14 protein-coding genes are annotated in these 16,424 nt (G+C 41.0%); 9 read left to right on the plus strand and 5 right to left on the minus strand.

Going from position 1 to position 16,424, the window contains the following annotated elements:
* Positions 1-175: 175 nt before the first annotated feature.
* From V7K46_RS26755 to V7K46_RS26770, 4 genes are all read left to right on the plus strand, one after another.
* Positions 176-865 carry a Crp/Fnr family transcriptional regulator gene (locus V7K46_RS26755; protein ID WP_335118581.1) on the plus strand — a complete coding sequence of 230 codons (690 nt, stop codon included), beginning with the start codon at positions 176-178 and terminating at the stop codon, positions 863-865.
* A gap of 271 nt (positions 866-1,136) precedes the next feature.
* Positions 1,137-1,523: an SMU1112c/YaeR family gloxylase I-like metalloprotein gene (gene gloA2 / locus V7K46_RS26760; RefSeq protein ID WP_335118583.1), complete on the plus strand. Its 387-nt coding sequence runs from the start codon at positions 1,137-1,139 to the stop codon at positions 1,521-1,523.
* 644 nt (positions 1,524-2,167) lie between these two features.
* Positions 2,168-3,001, plus strand: coding sequence for a peptidoglycan-binding protein (locus V7K46_RS26765; RefSeq protein WP_335118585.1), 834 nt, complete (start codon positions 2,168-2,170; stop codon positions 2,999-3,001).
* Between the two features lie 133 nt (positions 3,002-3,134).
* Positions 3,135-3,650 (plus strand): hypothetical protein, encoded by a 516-nt coding sequence (locus tag V7K46_RS26770; protein WP_335118587.1) that lies wholly within the window; start codon positions 3,135-3,137, stop codon positions 3,648-3,650.
* A 309-nt stretch (positions 3,651-3,959) separates the two neighbouring features.
* Here the strand turns inward: V7K46_RS26770 and V7K46_RS26775 are convergent, their stop codons facing one another.
* On the minus strand, positions 3,960-5,036 hold the full coding sequence (locus V7K46_RS26775) for a PIN/TRAM domain-containing protein (RefSeq protein ID WP_335118589.1): 1,077 nt from the start codon (positions 5,034-5,036) through the stop codon (positions 3,960-3,962).
* 251 nt (positions 5,037-5,287) lie between these two features.
* Between V7K46_RS26775 and hemW the strand changes: the two genes are divergently transcribed.
* Together hemW and V7K46_RS26785 are read left to right on the plus strand one after the other, a co-directional pair.
* Positions 5,288-6,469: a radical SAM family heme chaperone HemW gene (gene hemW / locus V7K46_RS26780; protein ID WP_335118591.1), complete on the plus strand. Its 1,182-nt coding sequence runs from the start codon at positions 5,288-5,290 to the stop codon at positions 6,467-6,469.
* 10 nt (positions 6,470-6,479) lie between these two features.
* A complete protein-coding gene (locus tag V7K46_RS26785; protein WP_335118593.1) occupies positions 6,480-7,367 on the plus strand; it encodes a sugar phosphate nucleotidyltransferase in 888 nt (295 codons plus the stop codon).
* Between the two features lie 330 nt (positions 7,368-7,697).
* Here the strand turns inward: V7K46_RS26785 and V7K46_RS26790 are convergent, their stop codons facing one another.
* Entirely contained in the window at positions 7,698-9,095 is a 1,398-nt protein-coding gene (locus V7K46_RS26790; protein WP_335118595.1) for a hypothetical protein, read from the minus strand.
* 540 nt (positions 9,096-9,635) lie between these two features.
* Here V7K46_RS26790 and V7K46_RS26795 point away from each other — a divergent pair.
* Together V7K46_RS26795 and V7K46_RS26800 are read left to right on the plus strand one after the other, a co-directional pair.
* Positions 9,636-10,760: a THUMP domain-containing class I SAM-dependent RNA methyltransferase gene (locus tag V7K46_RS26795; protein ID WP_335118597.1), complete on the plus strand. Its 1,125-nt coding sequence runs from the start codon at positions 9,636-9,638 to the stop codon at positions 10,758-10,760.
* A gap of 682 nt (positions 10,761-11,442) precedes the next feature.
* Positions 11,443-11,709: a hypothetical protein gene (locus V7K46_RS26800; protein ID WP_273767019.1), complete on the plus strand. Its 267-nt coding sequence runs from the start codon at positions 11,443-11,445 to the stop codon at positions 11,707-11,709.
* A gap of 306 nt (positions 11,710-12,015) precedes the next feature.
* On the opposite strand, the gene V7K46_RS26805 is transcribed toward V7K46_RS26800, so the two are convergent.
* Positions 12,016-12,900, minus strand: a complete 885-nt coding sequence (locus V7K46_RS26805; RefSeq protein WP_335118599.1) for a hypothetical protein — start codon at positions 12,898-12,900, stop codon at positions 12,016-12,018.
* 653 nt (positions 12,901-13,553) lie between these two features.
* On the opposite strand from V7K46_RS26805, the gene V7K46_RS26810 reads away from it, so the two are divergent.
* Positions 13,554-13,922, plus strand: coding sequence for a peptidase inhibitor family I36 protein (locus V7K46_RS26810; RefSeq protein WP_335118601.1), 369 nt, complete (start codon positions 13,554-13,556; stop codon positions 13,920-13,922).
* Between the two features lie 157 nt (positions 13,923-14,079).
* Here the strand turns inward: V7K46_RS26810 and V7K46_RS26815 are convergent, their stop codons facing one another.
* Together V7K46_RS26815 and V7K46_RS26820 are read right to left on the minus strand one after the other, a co-directional pair.
* Complete coding sequence (locus V7K46_RS26815; protein ID WP_335118603.1) at positions 14,080-15,699, minus strand: NAD(P)/FAD-dependent oxidoreductase; 1,620 nt, start codon at positions 15,697-15,699, stop codon at positions 14,080-14,082.
* Positions 15,687-16,178 (minus strand): hypothetical protein, encoded by a 492-nt coding sequence (locus tag V7K46_RS26820; protein ID WP_335118605.1) that lies wholly within the window; start codon positions 16,176-16,178, stop codon positions 15,687-15,689. Before V7K46_RS26820 ends, V7K46_RS26815 begins: the two co-directional genes overlap by 13 nt.
* Between the last annotated feature and the right edge of the window lie 246 nt (positions 16,179-16,424).

A 16,424-nucleotide genomic window follows, 5' to 3' on the forward strand; every position in this document is an offset into this window, starting at 1 on the left:
ACACTGCTGTGTTGGCTAACTAACATACTAAACAGTATATGTTAGTTAGCTAACATATATTCTTTACAATAAATAAACCTTTTGTTAGAGGTTCTTGATTGCTGCCAGTTATTTAATACAGATAAGAGTGACTTAAACAGCCTCTTGCTATCTGTGTTTCAAACATCCTGCACTTGTGAAAAACCAACTTCTAGCTGCCCTATCCCCTGAGGAATACTCTCGTCTTGCTCCTTATATGGAGGTTGTCCCCCTAGAGTTAAAGCAAGACCTTTACATACGTAACCAACCAATTGAGTACGTCTATTTCCTCAACTATGGCGTAGCCTCTATGCTCACAGTGATGACGGACGGTTCGGCAATCGAAGTGGCTACGGTGGGCAATGAAGGAATGGTGGGTCTTCCAATACTCCTGGGAGCCGATAGGATTCCGGGCGAGTGTTTTATACAAGTCGCTGGCTCTGGCTTAAGGATGACAGTAGATGCATTTAAAACTAATGTCACCACAGATAGTCAGTTGTACAATCTACTACAACGATACACGCAAGCGCTGTTTAATCAAATTGCCCAATCAGCTGCGTGTAACCGCCTGCACTCAATAGAACAGCGAATGTGCCGTTGGCTGCTGATGACTGCTGATCGAGTAGAGACAGACTCTTTTTCACTGACTCAAGAATTTCTCAGCACAATGCTAGGTGTGAATCGCTCCAGTGTTAGCCTTACTGCCTCTATTCTTCAAAGGGCGGGGCTAATCGAATATGTTCGCGGACAAATGACTATCCTTGACCGCCCAGGTTTAGAAGATATCACCTGCGAGTGTTACCAAGTCGTCAGAGCGGAGTTTAACCGTTTGCTTAACGGCAAATAAGGTTATTAGCTCCATCTTGGGATCTGCACACGAAGCCCCAAAAGCCAAAACTACGTGCGAGTAAATGCACCGATCGCACTCCCCTTAAAAAGGCTTGCTCTAGTTGCCTCCTTTTTTAGGAGGGTTAGGGAGGATCAAGCCTTAACTGAACTGTATTGTTTTATAAACAAATCCCTTTTGCTTTAAAGGTGGATAAACTTCCGCTACAGTGTACTAGTAAAATTCTGCTAAAAGTGATAAAGCTAAATGATTGGGAGCTTGAGAAGTATACATGAAAACCACTGGTATTCATCATGTAGCAATTATTTGTTCTGATTATGTTCGCTCAAAAAAATTTTATGTAGAAGTTTTAGGCTTTTCGATTATTCAAGAGACTTTTCGTGCCGAAAGAAATTCTTATAAATTAGATTTAAAAGTTGCAGAAAATACTCAAATAGAACTATTCTCTTTCCCAAATCCTCCAGAACGAGTCAGTAATCCAGAAGCTTGTGGTTTAAGACATCTTGCTTTTGAAGTTGATAATATAAAGCAAACTGTTGATTACTTGAAATCTCATGATGTTGAAGTAGAAAATATCAGAGTTGATGAGATTACAGCTAAAAAATTTACTTTCTTTAAAGATCCAGATAATTTGCCATTGGAGATTTATGAGGGTTAGAGGTTTCAGAGATATCTTGCGTAAGTCCTACCCCTTACACAGATAGCTTTTTAGGTTTTCCATAAAATCCAGAGTTTTGAGATAATAATCCATAGCCTAATATAGCAATCCTATTTTGTTGTAAAATTAGTCGTGGAAGCAGGCAATAAACAATAGGCAATAGATTTTTTTTCCGAATGACTTAGGATTGCTATCTATATAGATCACCTTTTACCCATATATAGAACTCCTATTTGATTTTGAAAAAACTCAGTAGATATCAAAGAATTTTCTTTGCTATCGCCTATTGCCTGCTAAACCAAGTAAGTTTATGAATAAAATCAGATTCCTATAGCAGTCCTAAATCATTTGTGAGAAACTATTAATGACAAATCACAAATGACAAATAACAAAAGACAGCCTGAATTAGATATAGTTAACGGGAGTATAACGAAATATCTGCAAGAAGATGACATTTTATAAACTTTTATAAAATTAATTATTAAACTTATTGATTTTAATCTAAAATACATTATAGATAAAAATAATCTAAATAAACATAAAATAGTAGTAATCCCCTAAATGAATTGTCTAAGAGGATGTTTCCAAAGTCGCAAAGTATACTATCAACTCCTCTATTGAAAAGTTTTGCATAAGACTTAAGTATGACAAAAGTTAAAGATATTATTAATAAGTGCGATACTGGTTTGAGCAAGGGTCTCAATTTGCAGATTATTGCTGTAATCAACACAATTGTTCCGAATTTACTTGTCAATTTTGACGATCTAGACGTAGATGTGTCAGGTGATCAGATTAACCCATATCTGCAACCTGCTGCTAAAGAGTCACTACGTTTGGCGATTAAAGAACGTGGAAAACAACTTGTTGTTAACTCAGCTTATCGAACGGTTGCCCAGCAGTATCTTATACGTAAACAGTATGAGAGGAATCTGTGTGGAATTACTGCTGCTGCCTATCCTGGTTCTAGTAATCATGAAGGCGGTTTAGCATTGGATATAGAACATGCTGATGATTGGCAACAGTTTTTTGAACGGCACAATTGGTTTAGGCTTGGTCGAGACTTTGACTTTCCTCACTATGACTACAAATTTCCTGCTGCTACTCGCAGAGATTTAGGCAAAATTGGCATCATAGCTTTTCAGAAATTGTGGAATCAGTTTAATCCCAAAGATCGCATTCTTGAAGATGGTGATTATGGGCCTCAGACTGAAGCACGACTGGCAGATTCACCTGCTGAGGGCTTTAAAGTTATTCCTGTTAGGACATTAGGATTAACAAACCCACCTATGCAGGGCGATGATGTCAAAAAAGTGCAAGCAGCATTGCTAAATGCTAAAATAGCGAAAATAGATATTAAAGTCACTGGAATTTTTGATGTTCCTACTGAAAATGCAGTTAAGCAGTTCCAAGAAGCAACAAAGCGTTTAAGTGTAGATGGTAGGGTTGGAGAAACGACGTTGAAAGCGCTGGGATTATAGCTGAGTATTTGGTTGTGCTTGGATAATATTTTTTATGCAATTACTGACAAAATTTTGACAAAAAAGTTGATAACAGCTTTAATAATTTATTTTTGAGTTTCCTCAACTTGTCCCATTGAAATCATTATTTAGTATGAGTATCATTTCCTTGAAGCATCTAATTATAGGTGCAAGTATTAGTTTATCCCTATTGTCCAGCTTGAGCGTCCAAGCCCAACAAGAGTCACAAACTATTGAGCTAAAAGTTCATAGCGAAAGCGATCGCAAACAAAGCTGTCCAGACAAAGTTATAGTTACTGAAAAAGCTCGTCCTTATCAAGAAGGTGGTTTTGCGACAGATGGCTCTGTTGACCTGAGTGCATACGCAAGTAATATCTCTGTCAATGGTAGTAATAGATTTAGCGTTACATGGGTTGGTAAGCTAAAGCCAAAATATGCCAAATGTTTGGCATCTGCTGGAATAACAAAGGTTGATGGCAAAGACTACTCTGGAAACACCAATTATTTACGAACACATTTTTTAAAAGGTAAGGTTTACTTCATCCTGGATTTGGCTGGCGGCCACGACGCTAATGACTATCCTCTGATGGTTATTAAGAAGAGTTTAAATAATGGCAATCCAGCGTGGAGTTGGGGTGGAACTGATTAGAGATTACGAGTTAGTATACCAGGGATTCAACGCCGATTTAAGTAATATTTTGTCTGGATAATCATATCATGTCTGCTTGATTAGTTATGATTCTAGATATCTAGTTTTTTGAGCTTTCCACGTTCCACCGTCAACATAAAACGGGTTGTTTTCACTGACAGAAGGCTAACATTCAGAACAGACAAAAATCCACTTGTTACCCTCTTAATATTTCACCCTATACAAAATCGGTGCAGTCAATCTGCACCGATGGCTGCGCCGACGCTGCGCGTAAGCACAATTTAACTCTAATTGCACCTGGCATTTCCCTCACGCTAATGCGGAAGCTTGGGGTTTGGCAAAAATCATTCTTCCTGCTGTAGTTTGTAAAGCACTGGTGACTACCACGCGCAATTCACCACCCACATAACTACTACCTTCTTCAACGACTACCATTGTACCGTCATCTAGGTAGCCAATACCTTGACTGGGTTCTTTGCCTTCCTTGAGAATTTTCAAATCCAGGTTGTCACCAGGTAAATAACTGGGACGGACGGCGTTCACTAAATCATTCACATTCAAAACAGGTACTTTCTGGACGCTGGCGACTTTAGACAAGTTGTAATCGTTGGTTAGCAGTGTGCCGCTAATTTCTTGGGCGAAGCGCACTAACTTCGCATCCACTGTGGGAATATCTTCGTAGTCAACTGCATTAATCAGGATGCGATCGGGGTAAATTTCCTTAATCCGGTTAAGAATCTCTAATCCTCGCCTTCCCCGTACTCGCTTTTGGTCTTTGCTAGCATCCGCTACTTGTTGGAGTTCTTGCAGGACAAATTGTGGCACGAGAATTTGCCCTTCCAGAAACCCTGTTTCTAGTAACGCTTCAATGCGACCATCGATAATGCAACTGGTGTCTAAAACTTTGGTATTGGCTGGTTTTAGCGTTCCTTCCACAACCATCGATTCGACGGTGTTGGGATTAATGAACCGCAATAAGCCTCGTCCGTGGGTGTCTGCCAAATTCATGCCAGTGACAGAGAGGATAATACTGCCGACAACTGCCACTAGTGGCTTAATAAATCCAAAATCTGCCGGTATAGGTAGTAAAAATAGTGGGGCTAGCATGAGGTTAGCTAGTAATAGCCCAATCACTAAGCCAATGGCACGAGTTAAGATCACTTCCAGAGGCATTTCTTTGATTTGTGATTCTAGGCGACGATATGTCGTCTGGAAACTCAGCCCGATCGCACCACCAATAATAGCGGCAAAGACGGCAACAACTAAGCGTAAAGCTTCAAGATTTGTTACTTGATCTAGCGTGCCATTGGGTAGTAGTTCAATGCTGTAGAACGCTATTCCCGACGCTGCTAGGATAAATGAGAAAACGATAATTGCGTCAAGCATGGTTGTGTTGTTTTTCTGCAACTGTGTTAACCGAGAAACTTAAGTATTTTTTATGTCATCGGTAAGATAAACTAATCAATATTGACTTACACTAAGGGTTTAGTAGGGCAATATCTGCAATTATTATAACGAAAGGCTTTTATCTTAATATTTTTCATTGTTTCGTTGTAGAACGACAAAAACTTGTAAAAAAATCACTTATTTTCATTGTTTCTAATTCGCAGTTGGGTTAACTTAAAACTTTTCTCAAAATGAGTCAAAAATTTAGTATTTCTGGAATTGCGAGTTCTGCTTATGTGCATATTCCCTTTTGCAGACGGCGATGTTTTTATTGTGATTTCCCGGTGTCTGTTGTGGGCGATCGCTTGCGGGGCGAAACATCTGGTACTATTTCCCAATATGTTGAGGTGCTATGTCAAGAAATTGCCATTACACCAGCATTTGGTCAACCTCTGAAGACAATTTTCTTCGGTGGTGGTACTCCTTCGCTGCTATCAATAGAGCAGTTACAACGGATAGTGACAGAGCTAGAGAAGCATTTTGGTATTGCATCTGGGGCAGAAATTTCTATGGAAATAGACCCAGCCACCTTTGATTTAGCACATATAGCAGGCTATCGCAATGTGGGCGTGAACCGAGTAAGTCTAGGTGTACAAGCCTTTCAATTAGAATTATTGCAAAGGGCGGGACGATCGCACTCGGTTGAAGATATTTTTGCAGCTGTGGAACTAATCCACCAAGTCGAGATTCCCGAATTTAGTTTAGACTTAATTTCCGGGTTGCCGCATCAGTCTTTGGATCAATGGCAGGATTCCCTAACAAAAGCGGTGGCGCTTTTACCCACTCACATTTCCATCTATGATCTTACCATCGAACCAGGTACAGCCTTTGGGCGTTACTACAAACCTGGTGATACCCCTTTGCCTACGGATGAGGCCACAGTCAAAATGTACCAGATGGGGCAGCAGATTTTGACTAGTTCAGGTTATGAGCATTATGAAATTTCCAATTATGCCCAACCTGGTCATCAGTGTCGGCATAATCGAGTCTATTGGGAAAACCGCCCTTACTACGGCTTTGGAATGGGTGCGGCGAGTTATATTCAGGGGAAGCGCTTCACTCGTCCGCGCAAAACTAGGGAGTATTACCAGTGGGTACAAGCTGGCGGTGTGATTGATTGTGATCTGACTCCCCCAAAAGAAGTATTGTTAGAGACGTTAATGTTGGGGTTGCGTTTGGCGGAGGGTTTGAGTTTGGTGGCGTTGGCACAGGCGTTTGGGGAAGAGAAGGTAGAAGAGATTTGCAAGTGTTTGCGATCGTATTTTGAGACAGGTTGGGTGGAAGTTGCAGACGGAAGGTTGCGTTTGATTGATCCCCAAGGATTTCTGTTTTCTAATGTGGTGTTGGCACACTTGTTTGAAAAATTGGGGTGACGAACTGCTTATGCAGAAAAATCAAGTTAGAAAAGCTGTGATTCCAGTAGCTGGTTTTGGCACTCGTTTGTTTCCAGCTACTAAAGTTGTAAAAAAAGAACTTTTCCCGATTATTGATCAAGATGGCAGGGCAAAACCTGTTATTATTGCAATTATTGAAGAAGCAATCAGTGCTGGAATTGCAGAAGTGGCGATCGTGGTGCAGCCAGATGACAAAGAAATATTTGAAGATTTATTGAAAAACCCACCCAAAAAAGAACTTTTAGATAAACTTTCACCGCAAAATCAAGAATATAGCCGATATCTCGAAGATTTAGGTGGCAGAATTACCATCTTATTGCAAGAGGAGCAATTAGGCTATGGACATGCGGTATTTTGTGCTAAAGATTGGGTGCAAGATGAGCCGTTTTTGCTAATGTTGGGTGACCACATTTATGCATCTGATATTGACAAATCTTGTGCTAGTCAACTAATAGAAGTTTATGAACAAGTTAATCAAAGCGTTGTCAGCTTAACTACAAAGCCAGCAGAACTTCTTCATACATCTGGGTGTGTAACAGGAGTTTGGCAAGATATAAACTCGATTCTGGAAGTTACACAACTCTATGAAAAGCCTACCATTGAGTATGCACAACAGCATTTGCGTGTAGAGGGAATGTCAGAAAATGAGTTTTTATGTATATTTGGCTTATATTTACTAACGCCGAAAATTTTTGACTTTCTAGCAGAACACATCAACAAAAATTTCCGAGAACGAGGCGAATTTCAGTTAACATCCTGTCTTGAAGAATTGCGTCAGGAAGAGGGAATGACAGGATATGTTGTTAAAGGCAAGTGTTTTGATACAGGATTGCCAGATGCCTATCGTCAGACAATGATTGATTTTAGAAAATTATAGATTAATTTCAGTTCAATTAGTTTGTCGGGAGGATCTCACTTTTTAAGGTGGCTCAAGCAGATAGTAACCCATTGAGGTAAGTAGAGCGATGAGCAAGAACTTGAGGCACATTGAAACTACACCGTTTAGTTTGCCCTTGGTGACAGCCCCCTGTTTTCTTTGTTATTAGGACTGCATAGCCTTAACCGAAGCGTATTGGCTTATAGCGGGGGTGTGTGGAGCGTGTGATGCAGCACTGACTGATCACACTCTCCAATGATTATTATCAATGACTAAGTACTTTATTCGTTGGAAGTCGTTTGTGTGAAGTTGAAAATTAAACTAACTCAATCACAAAACTACCTCAAAACTAGCGGTAGTTAGAGCCGGAAAGGAGGTAGCACCCAATTGTGCAAATTTACCCCCCGAATTAATATCAGCAAAACCATCCGCTGAACCATTGGGGTTATAAAAGAGACTACCATTAACCCTATTGTAAACAATCTTAGCACTACTAACTGCTGCTAAACTATCGTTCGTCACTGTGGCAAAATCTGTAGAATTTAATGCAGTTGGGAAAACCGAGTTACTAAGAGCGGTAAAGGTATATTGCGATAGTTGGATCTTGTCTTGATCAGGAGTGAAGTCATTAATAGTATCAACTCCGAGTTCCCTAATATCAAACTTTGATCCGGTTGCAAATGCAAACTTATCTGAACCTGCGCCTCCTATTAAGATGTCGTCCCCACTATCTCCCTGGAGGTAATCGTTGCCGTTGCCACCGATCAGAGTATCTTTTCCACTACTGCCAAAGAGAATATCATCACCCTTGCCCCCCACGAGTTTGTCGTCATCACTACCCCCATCTATTCTGTCGGCACCAGATCCACCAAAAAGGGTGTCAGAACCGGCCCCCCCATCAATGTAATGGTTCCCAGCAACACCAGAAAGCGAAATACTGTCATTACCGCCCTCAGCAAAAATAACCTTATTACCAGGTGAAAAATCCCTCCTATTAAAGGTATCATCAGCATTTGTCGTAACGACATCAGTACTTATCACATTTCTGGATCGAGCAATTGCCTCTTTTATGGCATCAGCAACATTCTCACTTTTAGAACCAAGAGTCAGTACATCACCTCGACCAAGCTTAGTAATTAGTTTCTCGTAATCGGTTACAACATTACTTGTAGTTAAAAAAATCGGAATAATGTTATTTGCTTCTAGCGCAGTTTTTACTTGTCCAATCTCTGGATAATCTTCATAAGGATCAATTACACCATCTCCATTATTAGCAATAGTATCACTTGGACTAACTGCTGCCCGATCGCCGGCAACATGATAAACACTATCAGTGGCTAGGAAAACAACACGAAATGAACCTACTCTGTAACCAAGGCTGCCACCGCTATCTAAGGCTGCGTACAAGAGTGCGTCTAATTGTGATTCCGGCCCATCATTGCCACCAAAAGCTTCAAAGCCAAAAATTTTGTCTTTAACTGTTGTTACATTATTTGTCAAAGGGACTTCTGCTTGATATACATAGTCAGCGTAACCGCCAAAAGGCGGAATCGGCTTATCCTTGAAAGAGGCAATACCAAATTTCAGGTCACGACCAAAGATACTTGCTAAAAGCGGGTTGGTTAACCGATTCACCGTCGCCGGAAGTTCAGCTTTTAACTCGACCAATTCGTGATCATCTGACGCTGTTAAGTCTTGTATTAGAACAATATCAGATATTAAAGTCATAGTTTATTCCTCTGACTAGATTTAATTAATGGGTTGTATTGCAAAGTGCAAAAATGCTATTTCAGGCTGATACTAGCAGGGTTGATTGATTTAAGATAGTACTTCAACTGAAGAAATATAATCTCTTTCAAAAAATATTTTTTGTGTCCTAACTCAGCCTTAATTCCGTTTCTCTGGAACTTGTGATGCTGAGTTACTTAATTCGTTCAGAAGTAGCCCTTTCAAGGTGAACGTTTGTACTATGAAATAAATGATTTTTTAACCTAATCTTAATATTTTGGCGATTGCGTAGGCATCACTTAATTTAAAGTCCAAAAATTTGGAGTTTAATGCATAAATTCTTTGCTCAATTCCAGCCAATACCTGAAATGCCGTAAAAACTTTGATAGTACATATGCTCACGCTTGTTTGGGCTAGTTCTGTCGTTGTACCCTACTAACGTTATAATCGCAGACTTAACGAGAGAGAATGTCACAAGATATGAGTTAAGCTAAAGTGCGTCAATTGGTCAGCAATGAAGACAATGCTTTGGATTAGAGGATGAATCAGTATTTTGCAACCGTTGCTCGCGGATTAGAAAGCCTTGCAGCTCAGGAGTTAGAGCAACTGGGTGCCCATTCGGTAGAGCCAGGGTTTTGCGGTGTAGCCTTTGAGGGCGATCGCACCCTGCTTTATCGCGTCAACCTCTGGGCTAGGCTGCCGTTCCGAATCTTGGTGAACATCCATGAGTTTCCATGCCTTGATGCCAAGGATCTCTATCGCGGCATCCAGACCATTGATTGGCAAAACTATTTGACGCCAGACATGACGCTGGCGGTGAATGTCACGGGCAAAAACGATCGCCTCAACCACTCCCACTTCACATCTCTCCAAGTCAAAAATGCGATCGTTGACCAGCAGCAAGAAAATCTGGGCGAGCGTTCAAATGTAGAGCTGCATGACCCAGATGTGCGGATCAATGTTCATATTGAACGCGATAGTTGTACCGTTAAACTCGACAGTTCTGGAAATAGTTTGCATCGCCGAGGCTACCGCCCTGCGGTTGGATCAGCCCCTCTCAAGGAATCTCTGGCTGCTGCCCTGATTCAACTTTCGGGTTGGCAGCCAAACCAGATGTTCTATGATCCTCTCTGTGGATCTGGCACTTTACCCTTAGAAGCTAGCTTAAAGGCACTGAACATAGCACCAGGGCTGTTTCGTGAGTGCTTTGGGTTTGAAACTTGGCTCGATTTTGATCTGTCCCTTTTAGAAAAGCTGCTCGAAGAAGCTAAGGACAGCCAACTGGATACCCTTCCCGCGCCTATTTGGGGAAGCGATCGCGATGAAAATATAATCGAGCAAGCAATTAACAATGCTCAAAACTGCGGCGTTGATAACCATGTATGGTTTTCTCAAATGGAGCTTGCTGATGTTGTCGCCCCCGCAGACAGTGGGGTTTTATTCTGCAATCCACCCTATGGCGAACGCCTGGGGCGAGATAGTGATTTGGGAGCATTTTACAAACTTTTGGGCGATGTCTTGAAACAACGCTTCAAAGGCTGGACTGCGTTTGTCCTGAGTGGCAACAAAGAACTGTCTCAATCGATTGGACTAAAATCATCCCAGCGGATTGCAGTGTACAACGGAACGCTGCCCTGTCAGTTAATGAAATATGAGTTGTACTAAGTAGAGTTCATATTTCATTAATTCCTAGCGAATTAAATTTGGTAATACCTTGCAATGCCAATGCATCCCGATACAATGTTAATGCGTTGGCCGCAATGCCAATGCATCCCGATACAATGTTAATGCGTCGGTCACAATGCCAATGCATCCCGATACAATGTTAATGCGTTGGCCGCAATGCCAATGCATCCCGATACAATGTTAATGCGTTGGTCGCAATGCCAATGCATCCCGATACAATGTTAATGCGTTGGCCGCAATGCCAATGCATCCCCCTGCATTAAAAACACTACGCTTTTATGCAAAACTGTACTAAGACAGAATCGATCAGATTTTGCGATTTCTGGTTTGTAGTATGTTTAAGGCGATCGCTCTCAACTACTTCTGCTCAGTAAAAAATACATTGCCTCAAAATTTAGTGACATTAGGGATGTGCTGTATTGTCGGAGTTTGTGAAAGCTGTAACCTAAATCCGCTCTTGTGTAGCATTGGCTATCTCAATAGACTCATATAGAGTCAGTGAGATTTTTAATCCTGTTTCATAAATTTAAGTTGAGCTAAAAAAACTTCGACCCTTCTCTGAGCATAGATTCTGACAGTTAAGATCACAAATGCTTTAAAAAAGTACCAGTATGATCTATTACTGACAATCTGCAATTTATTTATTGCCAAAAGGCTATTTATGTCAGACCTATTCACCTTTACCGTTACCAATAAAACCGAACTGACAATTACAGAGTTATGGGTATCTGTCGATGATCAGGAGTGGGCTTCATTTAGCTTGGGTGAGTCAGGGATTCCATCAGGTCAAACAGCAACAATTGCTTGGGCTGAATATACGAATGGTTCGCCCTGTGAATGGTACATCTCTGCTGTATTTGAAGATGAATCAGAAACTGAGTCAGCCCTATTTAACTTCTGTAAAGAACCAGCTTTAACAATCGGATAAATTCCCGACTGCGATCGCTATAAAGCGGGCGTGTACGCCATCGCACTTGAGACATGATTGTATATTGACTCCAGACATAAAAACAAAAGCCCTACCTCGAAAGTATCTAGGTGGGGCTTGATATTAGAATTGATACAAAATAGCTCAGATTTTGCGATTTCCGGTTTGTAGTCTGTTTAAGGCGATCGCTCTCAACTACTTGGACTTTGCGATCTTCGCAGTTTACCGTAAGTATTGCGATCGCCTTAAAGAAATTGACAATCTAGCTAGTTGAGTAAACGAGTAAAGCTTGCTTTGTCATTTGCCCTACTTTGTCGGGCTGAAACAGGTTTCATCCTTACTTATTAGACAAAGCTGTTTCTGACCCAGATCGGTTTTGAATTTAACCTGATAAGTTTCGTTTTCAGCAGGCAGAGTTTTTGTGTAGTTGTTCGCTCTGTCACACGAAAAGTCACGAGTGAAAGTTGCCGGAGACCAGTTAATTGTCATCGTACTGCCGCTCAGACTGACTTTTCCTTTTTTAGATTGGAAAATTTGCTGGTTGCAGCTGCCGTTCATTACGTTCATTATTCCCGTAAATTCGACCGTTGCGTTCGGCATAAATTGATAAGTGAAACGCGAACCGTTTGATCCGATATATGTACCACTCGTGCTTATAGCACTGTTTCCGGTATGCGCCCAAACCCATTTTCCAACTAGAGACGAAATATCTCCAACGCTACCAGATGAATCACCAGCATCATTTGAAGCGGTTTCAGCCGCGTGTGCGCTATCGTAAACAGACAGCAAAAGTTTGGCTTCTGGATCATTCGGTAAATTTCGCAATTGCCCTACAAAATCTCCGTTAAATGCCTGCCGAATCCGGCTTTGTTCCTCTTCATTCTTAGCACGAGCTTGGGTATAATTGGAAATTAAATTGTCAATGCTTTTTCTGGTTCTATCTGGGTCTTTGCGAAACTCATTTAATTTGATTGACTGATATTCATTGCGCTGTTCGCTAGTGAATTTTGCTGAAAATGCCCATTCATAAAAAGCGATAACTTTATCAATATCCGATTTGTTGAGAGATTCGTTTTGAGCCGTTACTAAAACTTTACTTCCAGCAGCCTGGGCAGAAATATTTACAGTCGCTCCGTCCATCAAAAGGATATATAAAAATAAGATGGAAAAATATTTGAATTTGTTCATCATTACTGTAATTCTGTTACCATTCAATTAATTTTCTCAGCGAGTGAGGAGTTTACAGTTCTTTGCAAGTAAATTAAGTACACCCCTTCCCAACCCTCCCCAAAGCATCGGAGAGGGTGCGCGACAGTGCGGGTGGGGTATTTTTGTACCTCACAAACTTGAAATCTGCTATATATGCAAGATTACACCTGTAAGTGTGTGACGCACTAGTTAGGTTGCCATTAAATTAATTGTAAACGTTCAGGGGGTACAAATAAGAATAAAAACACCTAAAGCTAAATAATTTGTATTACGTTCGCAAGTTGCCAAAACTTATCATAAGTTAGATCAAGCTATTATAAATGCACTTAATGTAGTGACTAAAAAAGACATTAGGACTTGTCTAATATAGAAGTCATTTCTGTGCCAAATCAGGAATATCTACACTCAGGGAGCTAATTAGTTAGAGAAGCAGGTATATGTGTATTTGCTGTATAAAGCTCAACTGAAATTAAGTTGTGATTTAAAGATAGAGAAATTGTAAAAACTTTATGCAGGTGGACTGCTAGTACAGCTTGGCAAAAATAAATTTTTTCCCACTAAATGCATAATATTGATTCCTCACACCGATAAATATATAGAAGTCAAGTTTCACTTACAAAATAGGAAAAAACATCATGAATCCAGTAATGCTGAATAATAAATTCACACTTTTGGCAGTTTTAATTGCCAGTTCCATAGGTGGATTTGCCATTTACCACACAAGTGTATTGGCACAATCTTCACAGACTGTAACAGATGTAACTTTATGGGATCAGCAAATTGGAAAAGGAGCATCATTTGATACAAACAATGCTGTGGCAGATTTAACTAAGTTTGGATTCAACAACAAAGCCTCAGCTATTCAAGTCAACAATGGTCAAAAGTGGAGATTCTACGCAGACAAAAACTTCACAGGTGAATATATTGATGTAGGACCAGATGAGGCTCGTGGAAACCTTGGTAAGGTGAATAATAGAATCTCATCCCTCAAATCAATTCGTTAAGTCATCCTCCAATACAGTTCGGATAAGTATTAGACAGCTAGGGGTAAGGCGCTTGTCCTGAAAGTGGAGTATGTCACTTAATCCGATCTTCTGAATGCTTTCAACTACTCGTACTTTACGCTCTTGGCAGCTTACCGTAGGTACCGCATTCACTATTTCAGATTTTACGATCGCAATTCCTCAAAATACTTAAAGCCACCGCCTCCGCTACCTTGATACCATCGATACCAGCCGAGAGAATTCCCCCTGCGTATCCCGCACCTTCACCAGCCGGATAAAGACCGACTGTATTTAAACTTTGATAATCCTCTTGGCGTTTAATCCGAATCGGTGATGACGTGCGGGTTTCCACCCCAGTCAACACAGCATCGTCCATCGCAAATCCTTTAATTTGTTTGTCAAAAGCGGGAAGTGCTTCACGGATGGCTGCGATCGCATAATCTGGTAAACTCTGACTCAAATCACCCAAATGTACCCCAGGTGTATAAGACGGCTTAACTGTGCCCAATGCTGTAGAGGGGCGATGGTTGAGAAAGTCTCCCACCAACTGCCCTGGAGCTTCATAAGTTCCACCGCCCAATTCAAAAGCCCGTTCTTCCAAGCGCCGTTGGAAGTCAATTCCCGCTAAGGCATTTCCCGGATAATCTTCGGGGGTAATGCCCACAACGATCGCACTATTAGCATTGCGCTCATTGCGAGAGTATTGGCTCATTCCATTGGTAACAAGTCGCCCCGGCTCGGATGCGGCTGCAACTACCAAGCCCCCTGGACACATACAGAAACTATAGACAGAACGACCATTTTGGCAGTGGTGAACCAGTTTGTAATCGGCAGCACCTAAAATCTTATGACCCGCCTGAGTGCCGAAACGACATTGGTCGATCAGAGACTGGGGATGTTCGACTCGAAAGCCGATGGAAAAAGGTTTAGGCTCTATGTAAACCCCACGCTCAAATAGCATTTGGAAGGTATCGCGGGCGCTGTGACCTACTGCCAGAACCACATAATCGCTGGCGATATATTCCCCACTGGCGAGGGTGACTCCCCGCACCTGTCCATTTTCGATGTTGATATCTTCCACCCGACTTTGAAAACGAATCTCGCCACCGAGGGATTCGATTTGGGCACGCATACTTTGGACGATTCCCACCAGTTTGAAAGTGCCGATATGCGGTTTGTTGATATAGAGAATTTCTGGTGAGGCTCCCGCATTTACGAGTTCGGTCAACACCTTGCGCCCATAATGCTGAGGATCTTTGACTTGACTGTAGAGTTTGCCATCGGAGAATGTACCCGCACCACCTTCGCCAAACTGGACATTGGATTCTGGGTTGAAGTCTGATTTTTTCTTCCAAAAGTTAAAGGTATCAACGGTGCGATCGCGGACTTGTTTGCCACGTTCTAAAATGATTGGACAAAAGCCCATTTGCGCCAGCATCAAACCCGCAAACAAGCCGCTAGGCCCTGTACCAATAATGATGGGGCGAATTGCCAAATTGCTAGGTGCTTGTGCCACTGGGCGATAACTCATGTCTGGCGTGGCAATCACATGGGGATCTTTTTTCAGGCGCTTGAGTAAATGAGTTTCCTGAGTCGTTTCTACATCCAGAATATAAACAAGGGCAATCTCTCCTTTCTTACGGGCATCGTAGCTACGCTTGAAGATGGAATAGCTGATCAATTCTTGGGGCGTGATTTGCAGCTTTTTGAGGATAGCAGTCTTGATCTCATCTTCAGGATGATCGAGCGGAAGCTTTACTTCTGTTAGTCGTAACATAGCGAGGAGAAATGCATACTGTCTATCAAAATATTAACAAGAGAGGCAGGAGGCAGGACGAATACTGCCTTATAAAAGATTTTTCCTTTTCCGGTTTCAGCTTCTTTTTCGTAACTAAAAGTATTATTTACTTGATTCCATGACAGATTCATTTTTTGAGATAAGACTTCAGCAACTCCATACAAAACTAGCGACAAGGCAGCAACATTAGTCTTACTATCAGTAAATAAAGAAGCTTTTTTGAATTGCCGAGGTTTTGCTGAATACTGGTAATTTAATTGTAATTTTTGCTCATCTTTATTAACTCTGTCTTGAAGAGGAATTTGCTTTGATAATTGAGTAGTTGGGTCTTTTAGAGATTCTTCATCAAGAGCAACATTAGTTTCTTTTGAATTTGGATTACGGGAAATGGTAATTCTCATTACCTGGTGAAATAAATGCAGAAGTTTACTATATAATATTTTTGTTAAATAAGTCATTTTTATACAAATTTACTACTTACGTAAATAATTTACAATGATGAAATAAAGCCTGAGTTTCTTCTACTTGACCTTGCTAGAATAAACTCTCAGCCGCTTTGAGTCGCTTTAAACAACCACCAACAATGTAAGATATTTGACACCAGGTGATACCAATCTAATAAAAAGTGGTCAAGTAAAAAAACTGATTTTACTTGACCATAATTATCAGTGATGAGTTCAAGCTTTCACTGATTGTAATTACGA

The organism is Nostoc sp., from assembly GCF_036917395.1.
GTDB lineage: Bacteria > Cyanobacteriota > Cyanobacteriia > Cyanobacteriales > Nostocaceae > Nostoc.

What these genes read in the sequence shown, in the direction of transcription:
- gloA2 (WP_335118583.1), top strand. Translation starts at nt 1,137, where the DNA reads ATGAAAACCACTGGTATTCATCATGTAGCAATTATTTGTTCTGATTAT.
- V7K46_RS26765 (WP_335118585.1), top strand. Translation starts at nt 2,168, where the DNA reads ATGACAAAAGTTAAAGATATTATTAATAAGTGCGATACTGGTTTGAGC.
- V7K46_RS26770 (WP_335118587.1), top strand. Translation starts at nt 3,135, where the DNA reads ATGAGTATCATTTCCTTGAAGCATCTAATTATAGGTGCAAGTATTAGT.
- V7K46_RS26775 (WP_335118589.1), bottom strand. Translation starts at nt 5,036, where the DNA reads ATGCTTGACGCAATTATCGTTTTCTCATTTATCCTAGCAGCGTCGGGA.
- hemW (WP_335118591.1), top strand. Translation starts at nt 5,288, where the DNA reads ATGAGTCAAAAATTTAGTATTTCTGGAATTGCGAGTTCTGCTTATGTG.
- V7K46_RS26785 (WP_335118593.1), top strand. Translation starts at nt 6,480, where the DNA reads ATGCAGAAAAATCAAGTTAGAAAAGCTGTGATTCCAGTAGCTGGTTTT.
- V7K46_RS26790 (WP_335118595.1), bottom strand. Translation starts at nt 9,095, where the DNA reads ATGACTTTAATATCTGATATTGTTCTAATACAAGACTTAACAGCGTCA.
- V7K46_RS26795 (WP_335118597.1), top strand. Translation starts at nt 9,636, where the DNA reads ATGAATCAGTATTTTGCAACCGTTGCTCGCGGATTAGAAAGCCTTGCA.
- V7K46_RS26800 (WP_273767019.1), top strand. Translation starts at nt 11,443, where the DNA reads ATGTCAGACCTATTCACCTTTACCGTTACCAATAAAACCGAACTGACA.
- V7K46_RS26805 (WP_335118599.1), bottom strand. Translation starts at nt 12,900, where the DNA reads ATGATGAACAAATTCAAATATTTTTCCATCTTATTTTTATATATCCTT.
- V7K46_RS26810 (WP_335118601.1), top strand. Translation starts at nt 13,554, where the DNA reads ATGAATCCAGTAATGCTGAATAATAAATTCACACTTTTGGCAGTTTTA.
- V7K46_RS26815 (WP_335118603.1), bottom strand. Translation starts at nt 15,699, where the DNA reads ATGTTACGACTAACAGAAGTAAAGCTTCCGCTCGATCATCCTGAAGAT.
- V7K46_RS26820 (WP_335118605.1), bottom strand. Translation starts at nt 16,178, where the DNA reads ATGACTTATTTAACAAAAATATTATATAGTAAACTTCTGCATTTATTT.